The 15,032-nt window shown below is 70.4% G+C and carries 11 protein-coding genes and 1 pseudogene; 4 read left to right on the top strand and 8 right to left on the bottom strand.

Annotation, left to right across the window (positions count from 1 at the left end; genetic code table 11):
• Both ACYVIP_RS20230 and ACYVIP_RS20225 read right to left on the bottom strand, forming a co-directional pair.
• A pseudogene (locus ACYVIP_RS20230) lies at positions 1-517 on the bottom strand (shikimate dehydrogenase); the annotation flags it as partial.
• Between the two features lie 14 nt (positions 518-531).
• A complete protein-coding gene (locus ACYVIP_RS20225) occupies positions 532-2,655 on the bottom strand; it encodes an outer membrane protein assembly factor BamB family protein (protein WP_460398543.1) in 2,124 nt (707 codons plus the stop codon).
• 178 nt (positions 2,656-2,833) lie between these two features.
• On the opposite strand from ACYVIP_RS20225, the gene ACYVIP_RS20220 reads away from it, so the two are divergent.
• Positions 2,834-3,778: a ThuA domain-containing protein gene (locus tag ACYVIP_RS20220; RefSeq protein WP_460398541.1), complete on the top strand. Its 945-nt coding sequence runs from the start codon at positions 2,834-2,836 to the stop codon at positions 3,776-3,778.
• A 48-nt stretch (positions 3,779-3,826) separates the two neighbouring features.
• Here the strand turns inward: ACYVIP_RS20220 and ACYVIP_RS20215 are convergent, their stop codons facing one another.
• Genes ACYVIP_RS20215 through ACYVIP_RS20190 form a run of 6 tightly spaced genes read right to left on the bottom strand, consistent with a single transcriptional unit; the run spans position 3,827 to position 11,655 of the window.
• A complete protein-coding gene (locus ACYVIP_RS20215; RefSeq protein ID WP_460398539.1) occupies positions 3,827-4,540 on the bottom strand; it encodes an ABC transporter ATP-binding protein in 714 nt (237 codons plus the stop codon).
• Positions 4,537-6,342 (bottom strand): branched-chain amino acid ABC transporter ATP-binding protein/permease, encoded by a 1,806-nt coding sequence (locus ACYVIP_RS20210; RefSeq protein ID WP_460398537.1) that lies wholly within the window; start codon positions 6,340-6,342, stop codon positions 4,537-4,539. The genes ACYVIP_RS20215 and ACYVIP_RS20210 overlap by 4 nt, the downstream gene beginning before the upstream one ends.
• A complete protein-coding gene (locus ACYVIP_RS20205) occupies positions 6,339-7,208 on the bottom strand; it encodes a branched-chain amino acid ABC transporter permease (protein ID WP_460398535.1) in 870 nt (289 codons plus the stop codon). The genes ACYVIP_RS20210 and ACYVIP_RS20205 overlap by 4 nt, the downstream gene beginning before the upstream one ends.
• A 58-nt stretch (positions 7,209-7,266) precedes the next feature.
• On the bottom strand, positions 7,267-8,424 hold the full coding sequence (locus tag ACYVIP_RS20200) for an ABC transporter substrate-binding protein (protein WP_460398533.1): 1,158 nt from the start codon (positions 8,422-8,424) through the stop codon (positions 7,267-7,269).
• 7 nt (positions 8,425-8,431) lie between these two features.
• A complete protein-coding gene (locus tag ACYVIP_RS20195; protein WP_460398531.1) occupies positions 8,432-10,180 on the bottom strand; it encodes a thiamine pyrophosphate-binding protein in 1,749 nt (582 codons plus the stop codon).
• Entirely contained in the window at positions 10,177-11,655 is a 1,479-nt protein-coding gene (locus ACYVIP_RS20190) for an aldehyde dehydrogenase family protein (RefSeq protein WP_460398529.1), read from the bottom strand. The genes ACYVIP_RS20195 and ACYVIP_RS20190 overlap by 4 nt, the downstream gene beginning before the upstream one ends.
• Positions 11,656-11,820: 165 nt before the next feature.
• Between ACYVIP_RS20190 and ACYVIP_RS20185 the strand changes: the two genes are divergently transcribed.
• Genes ACYVIP_RS20185 through ACYVIP_RS20175 form a run of 3 tightly spaced genes read left to right on the top strand, consistent with a single transcriptional unit; the run spans position 11,821 to position 14,962 of the window.
• On the top strand, positions 11,821-12,660 hold the full coding sequence (locus tag ACYVIP_RS20185) for an IclR family transcriptional regulator (protein WP_460398527.1): 840 nt from the start codon (positions 11,821-11,823) through the stop codon (positions 12,658-12,660).
• 59 nt (positions 12,661-12,719) lie between these two features.
• Entirely contained in the window at positions 12,720-13,934 is a 1,215-nt protein-coding gene (locus tag ACYVIP_RS20180; protein WP_460398525.1) for a CaiB/BaiF CoA transferase family protein, read from the top strand.
• Entirely contained in the window at positions 13,931-14,962 is a 1,032-nt protein-coding gene (locus tag ACYVIP_RS20175; RefSeq protein WP_460398523.1) for a citryl-CoA lyase, read from the top strand. Before ACYVIP_RS20180 ends, ACYVIP_RS20175 begins: the two co-directional genes overlap by 4 nt.
• The last annotated feature ends 70 nt before the right edge of the window (positions 14,963-15,032 follow it).

Genomic DNA, 15,032 nt, shown 5'->3' with positions numbered 1-15,032 from the left:
CGCGGTGGCCGAGGCGGTCGGCCAGCCGCGCGCCGCGGGCGGGGTCGAGGTCGACCACGCGGAGGTCGGCCACGCCGAGGGACAGCAGCGCGTGGCCGACCGCGGCGCCCGCGCCGCCTGCGCCGAGCAGCACCACGGTGCCGGTCCTCACCGCCGGCAGGCCGGTGGTGAACGCCAGCGAGAACCCGGTCAGGTCGGTGTTGTGGCCCACCGCCCGGCCATCGGCGAACACCACGGTGTTCACCGCGCCGACCGCCTCGGCGTCGGCCGACAGCGCGTCGAGGTGGTCGAGGACGAGCTGCTTGACCGGGTGGGTGATGTTGAGCCCGTCGTAGCCGGCGAGGCGGGTGGCGGCCAGCAGATCGCCGACCGCGCCCGCCGCGACGCCGAGCACGTCGAGATCCAGTACGCGGTAGAGGTAGCGCAGGCCGAGGGTGTCCGCCTCGCGTTCGTGCAGGGCTGGGGACAGCGAGGTGCCGATGCCCGACCCGATGAGGCCGACGAGGTGCGAGGTCATGGCCGGCGCCCCGCTCAGTAGACCTCGATCTTCCCGGTGGAGCGCGGGCTGGCCGGGTCGTTGAAGAAGTACTCGCCCTTCTTGCGGAAGGTGTGCCGGTAGGACTCGCCCGGTGCCAGCCGCACGTCGAACAGTCCCTCGAAGAACTGGGTCGCGCCGCGGACGCCCGCGTTGTCCGCGTGGTTGGTGAAGGTCACCGTGGTGCCGGCCCGGACCCGCAGGTGGGTCGGCGCCATGCCGTTGACCCCGGTCGACTCGGTGGCGCCGATCGTGCCGGTCTCCGGGTCGTAGGTGCGGCCGATGACCACGGTGTCGGCCACCGCCGCGCCCGCCACCGGCGCGCCCTGGACCGGCCTGCGGATGACCGGGGGCGGTGGCGTCGGCGCGGGCGGCAGGTCGCCGCCGATCCGGAACGTCCACAGGAAGTCCCCGCGTGGGGCGGAGTTTCCGTAGGGGATGCTGGTGCCGCCCGCGTACACCGCGAGGTACTGCTCACCGTCCACTTCGTACATGACCGGGCTGCTGCTGATCGCGGCGCCACACTGGAAGCGCCACAGCTCGCGGCCGTCGCGCGCGTCCAGGGCGAGCAGGTTGCCGTCCGGCTGGCCGATGAACAGCAGGTCGCTCGCGGTGGTGAGGATGCCGTTGCCGTGTGCGAGCGAGTAGGGCTGGTTCTTCTTCCAGCGCACCACGTTCGTGCTCGCGTCGACCGCGACGATGCCGCCGGTCTGGTACTCGCCCGGCGGGCGCAGGCCGTTGCTGGACTCGGTCAGCGAGTGTGCCGCGGCCACGTAGCCGAATCCGGTGTAGACACAGCCGGTGCGGTGGCTGAACGACTGGTGGCTCCAGTCCGCGCCGCCGCCGTGGCCGGGGATGGACAGCACCGGGGTGTCCCAGTGTGGCGTGTAGAGCGCGCCGAGGGCGTAGTTGGGCACCGCGCGTGCCGGGTGACCGGGGACCGAGGTGCCAAGCGGCTGGTTCACCGGCCTGGTCTCGATCCACGGTCCCTGGCGCGGGAACGGTTGGGTTGGCCAGGTCTTCTGCCTCGGCTCCTGGGGGACCGGGACCTCGTCGATGCCCAGCGGCGCCTCGCCGGTCTCCCGGTCGAGGATGTAGTACATGCCGGTCTTGCTGCCGTAGATGACGATCCTGCGCAGGCGGCCGCGGATCCGCACGTCCGCGAGCACGGGCGCCATCACGTTGTCCATGTCCCAGATGTCGTGGTGGATGGACTGGAAGTGCCAGCGGTACTGGCCGGTGCGCAGGTCGACCGCGACGATCGAGTTGGCGAACAGGTTCTGCCCGCCGCGCGCCGAACCGTCCTGTGAGGACCGGTTGCCCCTTGCGTTGCCGAAGGTCCAGTAGACCAGGCCGAGGTCCGGGTCGAGCGCGGGATGGATCCACGGGGTGGCGCCGCCATCGCGCCAGGACTCGCCCTCCCAGGTGTCGTTGCCGAACTCACCGGGTTCCGGGATGCCCCAGAAGTGCCAGACGTAGTCGCCGTTGTCCGCATCGAGCGCGAGACCGGCACCGCGGGAGCCGTCGGCCGCGCCGACGAACAGCCGACCGTCGTGGTAGGTGATGGCGACCTTCTCCAGGTTGCCGTACTCGGTGAGCTGTCGTTCCCAGGCCACCGCGCCGGTTCGCTGGTCCAGCGCGACCACCCAGCTTCCCCTGGCGTGGGTGAAGACCTTGCCCTGACCGACAGCGACGCCCCGGCGGGTCAGGTTTCCCCTGGTCTGGCGGTAGGTCCACTTCGTGGCGCCGGTCGCACCGTCCACGGCGAACACGTTGCCGAGCGCGGACTCGATGTACAGCACGCCGTCCACGGCGACCACGGTGCTCTGGTTGCTGCCCTCGGCGAGCCCGCCCTCGATCCGGTTGACCCAGGCCGCGCCGAGCTTGCGGAGGTTGCCGCGGCGGATCTCCCCCAGTGCGGTGTAGTTCTGGTTGCCCAGGTTGCCGCCGACCTTCGGGAAGTCCCGGCCGCCGGGGGTCAGCGCGACCGGCGGGCGGTGTCCGCCGGTCGTCGGCTCGGCCACCGCCGGTGTGCCGGAGATCAGGGTGTCCGCGGCCGCCACCCCGACGGCGGCCGCGGCCGCGCCCTTGAGCAGATCCCTGCGCTGGATCTCGGACATGCCGCGCTACCTCCAGTGGTGAAAGATGAAGACGTGGTCCGCCTGATGGACTTGTTGGTCTGTATAGCGGTTCAGCGTAGGCTCGCGCTTGCGTCTTTTACAAGGCCAAGCTGGTTCGTTCGGTCCGTGCCGCGGATCGCGAGAAAGGCAGCAGATGAACAGACGAGCATCGACGTTGATGACCGTGATCGTGAGCGCGGCCGCCGCGGCGGCCGCCACCGTCCTCGCCATCGGCGCGCCGGCCGCGGTGGGCGACCGGGACCGTCCGGGAGCGCGGGAGCTCGGCGACCCGGAGTACGGCGTGTGCCGGGGCGAGCAGCCGAAGTGCTACCACGACTGGGGTAACTTCGAGCTGTCGCAGGGAATCAGGGTGTTGGTCTACTCGCGCACCACTGGTCCCCGGCACGCCAACCTCGGTCCGGCGCTCGGTCCAGGGCTGAACCCGCCGCTGGCGGAGGCGAACGCCGCTCAGCGCGGGATCGTGCGGCTCGGCGAGCGGCACGGGTGGACGACCAGTTGGACCGAGGACGTCACCCAGCTGTCGAGCGCGGGCCGGCTGTTCGACTACCACGCGGTGGTGTTCCTCAGCACCACCAGGGACACCCTCGACGACGCCGCGCAAACCGCGCTGCGCCAGTACATCCGGGGCGGCGGCGGGTTCGTCGGCATCCACAACGCGTTCGGCACCGAGTACAACTGGCCGTGGTACGAGGGTCTGCTCGGCGGCACGAACTACTACGACCACGGCCCGAACCAGCCGGGCACGGTGAACACGGTCGGCGGCAAGGACGCGTCCACAAAGGACCTGCCGCGCCGGTGGGAGTTCACCGACGAGTGGTACAACCTGGTGCCCTATCCCAGCAGGGTGAAGGTGCTCGCCGAGGTGGACGAGTCGACGCTCGCTCGCGGGGTGCGCGGGTCGATGGGCCACCCGGGACACGGTGACCACCATCCCGTCGCGTGGTGCCAGTACTACGACGGCGGCCGGTCGTGGGTGACCACCCTCGGCCACGACGCGGCCGCGTTCGCCGACCCACCGACGGCCGAAGGCGCCGCCCACTTCCAACAGCTGGTCGCCGGCGGCATCCGGTCCGCGGCGGGCGCGGCGCCGTTCTGTCGCTGAGGCCCTCCCCTGGGTGGCCCGGTTTCCGTGCCACCCAGGGGAAACTCCTCACAGTCCAAGATAGACCTGCCGGACCCGGGGGTCCGTGCGCAGTGTCGCCGAGGTGCCGGTCATCGCCACCTGGCCGTTCTCCATCACCAGACAGGTCTCGGTCGCCTCGAACGTGAGCTTCGCGTTCTGCTCGACCAGCAGCAGCCCGTGCCCGGCGGCGCTCAACCGCTGCAGCACGGCCAGGATGTCCTCGATGAGCTTGGGGGACAGGCCCATCGACGGCTCGTCGAGCAGGATGAGCCGGGGGTTGGACATCAACGCCCGGCCGACCGCGAGCATCTGCTGCTGGCCGCCAGACAGCGCCCCGGCGAGCCGGTCGCGCATCTCGCCCAGCACCGGGAACAGCTCGAAGACCTCGTCGAGCTTGCTGAGCGTCGCGCCCTTCCACGCCCGGACATAGGCGCCGAGCAACAGGTTCTTCTCGACCGTGAGGCCGGGGAAGACATGCCGGCCCTCCGGCACGTAGCCGATCCCGTGGCGCACGATGTCGCGGGCCTTGACCTTGGTGAGGTCGTGGTCGCCGAACCGGATCTCCTCGGCGGTGCGCGGCACCAGCCCCATCAACGCCTTGAGCGTGGAGGTCTTGCCGGCGCCGTTGGCGCCGATGATGCCAACACACTGGCCGGGGCCGACGGTGAAGCTGATGGAGCTGACCGCGCGCACCCCGCCGTAGTTGACCGACAACCCCGACACCACCAACTCGTCGGTCACCGCGCCACCTCCGACTCCACCTCGGCCGCGATCTCGGCGGTGTTCATCGAGTCACCAAGGTAGGCCTCGATCACCTCGGGCCGCACCGCCACCTCCGCCGGGGTGCCCTCGGCGATGACCCGCCCGCTGGCGAACACGGTCACCCGGTCGCACAGGGACATCACCAGCCCCATGTTGTGCTCGATCAGCACCACCGTCACCCCACTGTCGCGAATGGACCGGACGATCTCGGCCAGCTGGCCGACCTCCTGGCCGTTGAGCCCGGCGGCCGGCTCGTCGAGCAGCAACAGCCGGGGCTGGGTGGCCATCGCCCTGGCGATCTCCAGCCGCCGCTGGATGCCGTAGGGCAGCGAGGTCGGCGCCGCGTCGGCGAAGTCGGTCAGGCCGAACTGGTCGAGCAGCTCGTCGGCCCGGCCGCGCAGCGCCCGCTCGGCCCGCCAGATGCCGACGGGCCACAACAGATAGCGCCACACCGCGGTCATCGACGACCGGTCCAGCGCGACCAACACGTTGTCCCGCACCGTCATCCGGCCGAACAGCCGCAGGTTCTGGAAGGTCCTCGCCAGCCCCACCCTGGACAGCTGGTAGGGCCTGCGACCGGTCACCACCCGGCCGTCGACCGACGCCGAGCCGGCCGACACGCTGTAGATGCCGCTGACGATGTTGAACAGCGTGGTCTTGCCGGAACCGTTGGGGCCGACCACCCCGCGGATCTCCCCGCCGCCGACCGACATGGACACGTCGATCAGGGCCTTCAACCCGCGGAACTGCTTGCTGATGCCCGAGATCTCCAATCCGGCACCCTCCCGGTCCGCCTCGGTCGCCTCGGCCGGCCGGAACGGGCGCAGGGTGGCCCGCTGGTCGCTGTCCCGTTTACGGCGCACCAGTTGGCGTACCCGCGCCGGGATGCCGGCCAGGCCGGTCGGCGCGAACACCACCATCAGCACCACCACCACGCCGAAGCCGAGCTGGGCGTAGACCGAGAAGTCGATCAGTACCTCGCGCAGCAGCGACAGCGCGACAGCACCGACGACACAGCCGAGGATGCTCTGCCGCCCGCCGATGATCACCATCGCGAGCAGCAGGAACATGTTGGCGATGCTGAAGGTCTCCGGCGCCACGTAACGGATGAGACCGGCGTAGAGCACGCCGGCGACCCCGCCGTAGAGGCTGGCGAGCACGAACGCGGCCATCCGCAGCAACGGCACCGGCGCGCCGACGGCCCCGGCCGCGAGCGAGTCGTCCCGCATGGCCCGCAGCCGCCGGCCGAGCCCGGTGTGCGAGACGAACCCGGCGAACGCGAGCGCCAGCCCGAACACGATCAGTTCCAGGTAGTAGTACAGGTACTCGCTGGACAGGTCGATACCGAACAGCGGTGGCACCGGGACGCCGGAGATGCCGTCGGCGCCGCCGGTGATGGTGCTGTTGGTGACCCAGTTGGTGAACGCCAACGCCAACCCGAGGGTGACGATGCCGAGGTAGTGGGACTGCATCCGCAGCGCGGGGATGCCGACGAAGATCCCGATCATCGCGGTGGCCAGCAGGGCGAGCACCGCCGCGGTCCAGAACCCGAAACCGGCCCTGGTGGTCAGGATGGCGACCGCGTAGGAGCTGACGCCGAAGAACGCGACCTGGGCGAGGTTGATCTGCCCGCCGAGGCCCATCGCGAGCCCGAGCCCGATGGCCAGCAGTGCGAACACGATCGCGATGTCCACCACGTGGATGCCGTACAGGCCCAGCCCGTAGGGCAGGAACCAGGCCGCGACGCCGGCGATGGCGAATCCGCCGATCCGGAACCTCATGCGCGGTTCACCGTCCGCTCGCCGAACAACCCGGTCGGCCGGATCATGATGATCACTGTGAACACGAGGAACACCACCAGTTCCGAGTAGGCCTGGAACCGTCCCGCGGCGAAGGAGTCGAGCACGCCGATGGCGAGCCCGCCGACGACCGCGCCGGGGATGTTGCCGAAGCCACCGAGGATGGCGGCGGCAAACCCCTTGATCCCAAGCGATCCACCGAGGGTCGGGTTGACGTAGAGCATGGGCGCGACCAGCGCGCCGGCCAGCGCGGCCAGTCCGGCGCCGATCGCGAACGCGATGGCGTTGCTGCGGCCGACGTGGATGCCGACCGCGGTGGCCGCCTCGTGGTCCATCGCGACCGCCTGCATGGCCGCGCCCCGTTTGGTGCGCTGCAGGAACATCACCAGCGCCACGGTCGCCAGCGCGGCGATGGCGAGCACGATCAGGCTGTAGGTGCGGATCCGGATGCCGAACACGTCGAGCGGCTCGGCGTCCACAGGCGACGGTACGGCGTGCCCGGTCGCGCCCCAGATGATCGTGGCGAGCGCCTCCAGCACCATGCCGAAGCCGATGGTGCCGATCAGCATGAGGTCGAAGTCCTTGTTCTCCAACGGCCGCAGCACGCGTTCGATGATCAGGCCGATGAGCCCGGTGACCACCATGGCGACCGGGATGGAGATGAAGAACGGCACGTGCGCGGTCAGGTAGAAGGTGGACGCGGCATAGGCGCCGATCATGACCACCTGGCCGTGGGCGAAGTTGACCAGGCCCATGGTGCGATACACGAGCGAGAACCCCATCGCGACCAGCGCGTAGACGGCGCCGAATCCCAGCCCGCCGACCAGTGTTTGGAAAAAGACTTCCATAGTCGTCCTTATCTGGCCCCGAAAGGCGGCCGGCCACGGCCGGCCGCCCCCGGAATGGTCAGCTGGCGGATTCGGTGACGAGCTTGCCGGACTTGATCACGCCGATCGACGTGGCGTGGATGCCGACGCCGGTCTCGTCGAACTCGAACGTGCCGAGCAGTCCGTCGTACTTGGTCGAGCGGATCGCGTCGGCGAGTTCCGCGCCCGCGGCTCCGTCGGAGCTCTCCAGCGCGGTGAAGATGATGTTGGCGCCGTCGTAGGCCTTGGCGCCGTGCAGCTCGGCCTCCTCGCTGTGCGCGTCCTGATAGGCCGTGGCGAACGCGCGGGACGCGTCGTCGGTGTCGTTGCTCAGGTAGGGCGAGCTGACCACCGTGCCCTCCGCGTTGGCCGCGCCCGCGGTCTCCAGGTACACCGGGGTGCCCATCGGCGCGGCGCCCGCGATGGTCGCGGTGATGCCGAGTTCGCGCGCCTGCTTGACGATCAGCCCGGCCGCGACCTCCTCCGCGCCGACGAACAGGACGTCGGGCGCCTTCTGCCGGATCGAGGTGAGCGCCGCGCTGAAGTCCTTCTGGTCGGTGGTCACCACCTGGTCGTCCACCGGCGTGACGTCCCGGTCGGCCAACGCCTTGGTGAACGCCTCGCGCTCGCCCTTGCCGTAGGACCCGTTGTTGGAGATCATCGCGATCTTCTTGAGCCCCTTCGTGGTCACCAGGTTCTCGGCGAGCGTGTCGTCGTAGGTGTTGGAGGTCGGTCCGTTGTAGAACGCGAACTCGCTGCCCTCGGCGGCGATCGCGGGGGACTGGCCGGAGGTGATGTTGGGGATCTTGGCCTGCTCCAGGATCGGGATCATGGCGACGGTGACCGCGCTCTCCGCGGTGCCGATCATCGCGACGAAGCCCTCGCTGGAGATCTTGCGGGCGATGTTCGTGCCGATCGTCGGGTCGCCCTGGTCGTCGAACAGCTCGATCTCGATCTGCCGGCCGTTGATGCCGCCGTCGGCGTTCCACTCGTCGGCGGCGAGCTTGGCGCCCTTCCACTCCCACTGGCCGAGCGAGCTGAGCTGGCCGCTCTGCGCGTTGACCACCGCGATCTTGAGCGGGCCGTCGGTGTTCTCCTCGGCGGGCGACGTGCTACCGGGGGCGCTGCAGGCGGTGGCGGTCACGACCGCGAGTGCCGCGGCGGAGCCGGCTAGCCACGCTTTTCCTTTGCTGACCATGAGCGTCTCACCTCGTTGTGGGTTGGTCGAATGCACCGCGGTAGATGTCCTTGATGTTCCAGTGCCCCGGGGTGGGCACCGGCTCGTTCACCATGGGGACGTCCAGCACGGCGGGTCGACGCCGCTGGATCGCCTCGCGGAGCGCGACGGTCAGCTCTCCCGGTTCCTCGATGAGATAGCCGTCGGCACCGCACGCCTTTCCGTAGGCGGCGAAGTCCGGGGAGTAGGGGTTGCCGTCCTGGTCGCGGAACTCGCAGCCGAAGCTGGCGCCGAAGCTCGCCGCCTGCAGGTCGGCGATCGTCCCGTGTGCCCGATTGTTCATCACCAGGAAGATCACCGGAAGACCCTGCTCGACGGCCATCGGCACGGCGGGCAGCTGCGCGCTCATCCCGCCGTCGCCGACGAGCGCGACCACCACCCGGTCCGGCGCGGCGAGCTGCGCGCCGACCGCCGCCGCCGGCCCGAAGCCCATTGTGGACAGTCCGCCCGGGGTGATGAACCGGCCCTCCTGCGCGAGCTCGTAGCACTGCGCGACGCCGTTCTTGTTCCAGCCGACGTCGGTGACCAGCACCGCGTCGACCGGCAGCGCCGCGCGCAGGTCGGTGAGGATGCGTTCCGGCCGCAACGGGAAGTCCGTGCTCCGGCCGCGTTCCCGGCTGGCGGTGAACAGCTCGTGGCGCTCGACGCGGATCGTCTCCCGCAGCTCCGGCCGATCGGTGCCATCGGGTCGCAGCGCGACCACCGCGTCCGCGATCGCCTCGACGGCCAGGCGCACGTCGGCCACCGCGCCGATCTCCACCGGGTAGTTGCGGCCGATCTCGGCCGGGTCGAGGTCGATCTGGATCAGCCTGCCCGGCGGGAAGTGCCAGGTGTAGTCGGCGTTCCAGGAGCTGGCGTCGGTCTCGGCGAACCTGGTGGCCAGCGCCAGCACCACGTCGGCGTCCATTGTGTACTTGTTGGTCAGCTCGAGGCCCCAGAACCCGGTCATGCCCATCACCAGCGGATGCCGGTCGGCGACCGTGCCCTTGGCCATCAGCGAGTGCGCGATCGGGATGTCCAGGTGTTCGGCCAACCGCAGCAGTGCCGCCCGGCCGGCGTCCTCACGCAACCCGCCGCCGACGTAGATCAGCGGCCGCTGCGCGGTGACCAGCGCCTCGGCGATGCGGGCCGCGTCCGGTGTCGCCAACGTGGGTGCGGGGGAGTGCGCGACGAGCGGGTAGGCCGCGTTCGCCGGCGCGGGCCGGGAGAACAGGTCCATCGGCACGTTGAGCAGCACGGCGCCCGGACGGCCCGCGGTGGCCGTCCAGAACGCCCGCTCGGTGAACCGCGCCAGGTCCTCGACCCGGTGCACGTGCCAGGCCCGTTTCACGAACGGCCGGTAGATCGCGGTCTGGTCGGCGTCGGCGTGCAGGTTCACCTCCTGGTGGGGATGCCGGCCGTAGTAGTAGGAGGGGATGTCCCCGGCGATGGTGATCAGCGGCACCGAGTCCAGCGCGGCGGTCGCCACCCCGGTGACCGCGTTCATCAGGCCGGGTCCGACGTGGACCAACAGCACGCCCGGTTTGCCGGTCATCCGCGCGTACCCGTCGGCGGCGTGCGCGGCGGCCTGCTCGTGCCTGGCGATGACGAACCTGATGTCGCTGCGGCTCAACGCATCCAGGAACGCGATGTTGGTGTGGCCGCAGACGCCGAAGACGTACTCCACCCCGTAGGCCTCGAGCTGGCCGACCAACGCCTCCGCCGCGGTGCCCGTCACGCCGTCCCCCAGATCGACATGCCGCGCAGGATGAGCGACTTGATCACGGTGTAGTCCTCGATCATCTGTCTCGGTGCCTCCCGTCCGAACCCGGAGTCCTTCACGCCGCCGAACGGCACGTGGTCGAGGCGGAAGTTCGAGGACCCGTTCACCACCAGCCCGCCGACCGCCAGTTCCCGCCATACCGTGAGGATCGTGGTGATGTCCTTGGTGAACAGGCCGGCCTGCAGGCCGAACCTGCTGCTGTTACAGGTCTTGATGACGGTGTCCAGGTCGTCGAATGGCAGCACCGCGACCAGCGCGCCGAACACCTCCTCGGTGACCAGCGTCGCGTCCGCCGGCGGGTCGGCGACCACCGCCGGCCACAGTGTCGCGCCGGTGCGCTTCCCGCCGGCCACGAGCCGGCCGCCGCTGGCGGTGGCCGCCGCGATCCACGCCTCGACCCTGGCCGCCGCCGCCTCGTCGACCATCGACCCCACGTCGGTGGCCGGGTCGAGCGGGTCGCCGACGACGAGCGCGGCCACCTCGGCGCGGAAGGCGTCGAGGAACTCGGCGAACCGCGACCGGTGCACGTAAACCCGTTGCACGGAGATGCAGCTCTGGCCGGAGTTGGAGTACCCGGTGCGCGCGCAGATCCTGGCCGCGTGCGCCACTTCGGCGTCCGCGCACACGATGGTCGCCGCGTTCCCGCCGAGCTCCAGCACCAGCCGCTTCGCGCCCGCGGCCCTGGCGACCGCGTTGCCCGTCTCCGGGCTGCCGGTGAAGCTGATCACGCCGACCTCGGGCGCGGCGCACAGTGCCGCGCCGACCTCGCCGCCGCCGTGCACCAGCTGCACCGCCTCGGCGGGCATCCCGGCCGCCAGCACGAGCGCGATCATCGCCGCGGTCGTCGCCGGCGCCTGCGGCGGGCCCTTGACGATGGTCGTGTTGCCGGCGGCGAACGACGCGCCGAGCTTGTGCGCCAACAGGTTCGCCGGCGCGTTGAACGGGGTGATGGCCAGCGCGACGCCCACCGGCGCGCGGTAGGTCAGCGCGGTGTTGCCGACCCCGCGCTCCCAGCCGGCCACCGGCAGCACCTCGCCGCCGATCGCGCGCGCCTCGCTCGCGCAGACGGCGAAGGTGTCCGCGACGCGGTCCAACTCGCCCATGCCGTCCTTCACCGGCTTGCCCAGCTCCCTGGCGATCAGGCGCGCGAACTCGGCGCGGTGGGTGACCGCGAGCGCCGATGCCCGGTCCAGCACGTCGGCCCGGGTCGCCGGCGCCAGCGCGGCGACGGCCCGGGCGCCGGTCGCGGCGAAGGCGGTCGCGGTCCGGAGCCGCGCCGGTGACGCGGTGTACGAGCGGGAGACGACCGTGCGGGTGTACGGGCCGACGCGGTCGCTGGGTAAGCCGTCGGTCGACCAGCGGCCGGCGAGGTAGGAGGGGGCATCGGTCGGGTCGTCTCTCGTGGCTGACGCGAGAACCTCGTGCAGCACCACAGTCTCCCTTGAACCATCAAGCGGTACAACTGGACCGCTCTGCGGACTGCGTGTAACGTACGGCTCGCCACCAGCGCTGGCAACCCTTCGAGCCGAAGACGTTATGGCGGCGGCGGTGCGACTGGACGGAGCGGAGGCGAGCGATGAGGATGGTGGATCGTCGTGACAAGAGGGGACGCAAGAGGGGACGTCGTGGTGAAGTCGACCGGTACCGACCAGACCGCTGAGCACGCGGCGGCCAGTGCCGGTGATGGCGAGGGCCAGGGCGTGCGCAGTGTGCAGCGCGCCATCGACATCCTCGGCCTGCTGACCGAGACCCAGCCGGCGATCTCGGTGTCGGAGATCGTGCGCGCCACCGGGCTGGCCAAGACCACGGTCATCCGCCTCGTGCAGACCCTGGAGCAGAACGGGCTGCTGTGGGCCACCGCCAAGGGATACATGGCCGGCCCGAGCCTGTGGCGCTGGGCGCATCTGGCCCGCAGCAGCTGGGAACTCCCGCCGGAGACCAAGGATCTGATGCGCGGCCTCGCACAGCGGCATCGCGAGACGGTCAACCTCTATGTGGCGCGCGACATCTACCGCGTCTGTGTCGCCCAGCAGGAGAGCCCGCAGCCGCTGCGCCACGTGGTGCACGTCGGCGACGAGCTGCCGTTGTGGGCCGGCGCGTCCTCGAAGATCCTGCTCGGCAACTCCGACGCCGCCCACCTCGCCCGCGTGGCCAGGAGCTCTCCCTACGGACCCGACTACCTGGACTCGCTGCGCACCCAGATCGACGAGGCGGCGGTGCGCGGTTTCGCCGTCAGCCACGGCGAACGCGAGGCCGGGCTGTCCGCGGTCGCCGTCCCGGTCGCCGGGCGCACCGGCGCGGTCATCGCCGCGCTGTCGTTGTCCGGCCCGACCGTGCGTTTCCCGGACGAGCGGATCACCGATTTCGTCGCCGCCCTCACCGAGGTGGCCGCGCACATGAACAAACGGGGCTTCGACCACCCGTTCCGCATGTAGCGCACCGACCGGCGCGAATTCCCCTCAGTTCTGCGTTTCCCCGCAGAAGGAGTAGATGCATGGCACAACCACCGCTGCACGGAATCCGAGTGCTCGACCTCACCAATGTGCTGGCCGGCCCTTATTGCAGCTACCAGCTCATGTTGTTCGGCGCCGAGGTCGTGAAGGTCGAGGTCCCGGGCAGCGGGGATCTCGCCCGCCACCTCGGGCCGGACGAGGAACTCAACGAGGCGGGGCTCGGCTCGTCGTTCCTCGCCCAGAACGCGGGGAAGAAGTCGCTCGAGATCGACCTCAAGGACAGCGCGCAACGGGCGGTGTTCGAGGACCTGGTGCGCGGTGCCGACGTGCTGCTGGAGAACTTCCGGGCCGGCGTGCTCGGCCGGCTCGGCTACGACTGGGAGCGGCTGCGCGAGCTCAACCCCGGGCTGGTCTACTGCGCGATCTCCGGCTTCGGCCAGACCGGCCCGATGAGCCAGGCGCCCGCCTACGACCAGATCATCCAGGGCCTGTCCGGGATGATGAGCATCACCGGCACCGAGGACACCGCGCCGCTGCGGGTCGGCTTCCCGGTCTGCGACACGGTCGGCGGGCTGATGGCCGCGCTGTCGATCTCCTCGGCGCTGGTCGGCCGCGAGCGGACCGGCGAGGGCTGTTTCCTTGACCTGTCGATGCTCGAGGCGTCCATCTCGGCCATGGGCTGGTCGGTGTCGCACTACCTGATCAGTGGCGTGACGCCCGCGCCGATGGGGCAGCAGAACGTCACCGCCGCGCCGTCGGGCACGTTCGAGACCGCGGACGGGCTGCTCAACATCGCCGCGAACCGCCAGTCCCAGTTCGAGAAGCTGTGTGGCCTGCTCGACCGCGACGACCTGCTCGCCGATCCCCGCTTCGGCGACCGCGAGGCGCGCAAGCACCACCGGGACGCGTTGAATGCGGAACTGACCAGGGAACTGCACAAGCGGACCGCCGAGGAGTGGGAACGCGTGCTGCCGGCCATCGGCGTGCCCGCCGCGCGGATTCTGTCGGTGCCCCAGGCGGTCGCGTCCGAACAGCTGACCCACCGCGGTTTCTTCACCGACGTCCCGTTCCCCGGTGTGCCCGACCGAATGGTGCGCACCAGCGGCAACGGCGTACTGGTCGACGGAAAGCCACTGCACCCACCCGGCCCGGCCCCCCTACTCGGCGAGCACAACGCCTCAACCCCGGATTTCGTCACCCGCTGGCTCACCGACCGCCGAAGCACCCCCCTCAACACCACCGAGGCCGACCGGTGAACCACCCCCCACCAACCCCAGAATCAAACCCACCCCAAGCCCTCCCCAACCGCACCTCAGGGCAACGTGACGCACCCCAGCCACCACCCACCACCACCAACCCCCCACCAACCCCAGAATCGAACCCACCCCAGCCCCTCCCCAACCGCACCTCAGGGGAACGTGACGCAACCCAGCCACAAGTACGCCCCCAACCACCACCCACCCTCCCCAACGCAACCAACACATCAAAACCCGGGGAGGCGGAACAATGGTGGGCTACCGGGATTGTGCGGATGGCGCCTGGGGTGGTGGAACTGCGCGGCATACCGGTGCAGGAGCTGATCGGCTCGGTCGACTTCGTGTCGATGATCTGGCTCATGGTGCGCGGTGACCTGCCGGAGGCGCGCCAGGCGGCGTTGCTCGAGGCGGCGCTGGTCGCCTCGGTCGACCACGGGCCGCAGGCACCGTCGATCGCGATCGCCAGGATGACCGCGACCTGTGGGGTCGGGCTGAACAACGCGATGGCGTCGGGGATCAACGCCCTCGGCGACCACCACGGTGGCGCCGGCCAGCAGTGTGTCGAGATGCTCAGCGAGATCGTGGCGTTGGTGGACAACGGAACCGATCGCGTGGCCGCGGTCGGGCAGGTGGTCGCGAACCACCGCTACGTGCCCGGCTTCGGGCACCGGTTCCATCCCGTCGACCCGCGCCGGGACCCGCTGCTGACCCTGGTGGACCGCGCGGTCGAGGACGGCGTGGTGGCCGGCCGGTACCTGCTGGCCGCGCGAGCCGTCGAGGAGTTCCTCAACGAGGGCCGGACGAAACCGGTGCCGATGAACATCGACGGCGCCACCGCGGTGATCTACGCGGAGCTGGGGTTCGCGCCGGAGCTGGCGCGCGGGCTGTTCGTGCTCAGCCGGGGAGTCGGCATCCTGGCCCACGCGTGGGAGGAGACCACCCAGGGGTTGCGGAACAAGGGCCCCATCCCGCGCTCGATCCTGCCCGCCTACCGAGGACCTGACCGGGCGAAGAACTCGGCCGAATGAACCAACGCGGGTCATGACTTCGCGCAGTACCCTTGGGAGAGCGCTCTCCCGGACCCTGCCTCGCAGGGAA

Source organism: Actinophytocola sediminis (assembly GCF_054779715.1).
The sequence above is the reverse complement of the archived record's forward strand: the minus strand, read 5'-3'. Positions and strand labels throughout refer to the sequence as shown.

Coding starts and splice junctions, on each gene's coding strand:
- ACYVIP_RS20225 (WP_460398543.1), bottom strand. CDS start 2,655: ATGTCCGAGATCCAGCGCAGGGATCTGCTCAAGGGCGCGGCCGCGGCC.
- ACYVIP_RS20220 (WP_460398541.1), top strand. CDS start 2,834: ATGACCGTGATCGTGAGCGCGGCCGCCGCGGCGGCCGCCACCGTCCTC.
- ACYVIP_RS20210 (WP_460398537.1), bottom strand. CDS start 6,342: ATGAGGTTCCGGATCGGCGGATTCGCCATCGCCGGCGTCGCGGCCTGG.
- ACYVIP_RS20205 (WP_460398535.1), bottom strand. CDS start 7,208: ATGGAAGTCTTTTTCCAAACACTGGTCGGCGGGCTGGGATTCGGCGCC.
- ACYVIP_RS20200 (WP_460398533.1), bottom strand. CDS start 8,424: ATGGTCAGCAAAGGAAAAGCGTGGCTAGCCGGCTCCGCCGCGGCACTC.
- ACYVIP_RS20180 (WP_460398525.1), top strand. CDS start 12,720: ATGGCACAACCACCGCTGCACGGAATCCGAGTGCTCGACCTCACCAAT.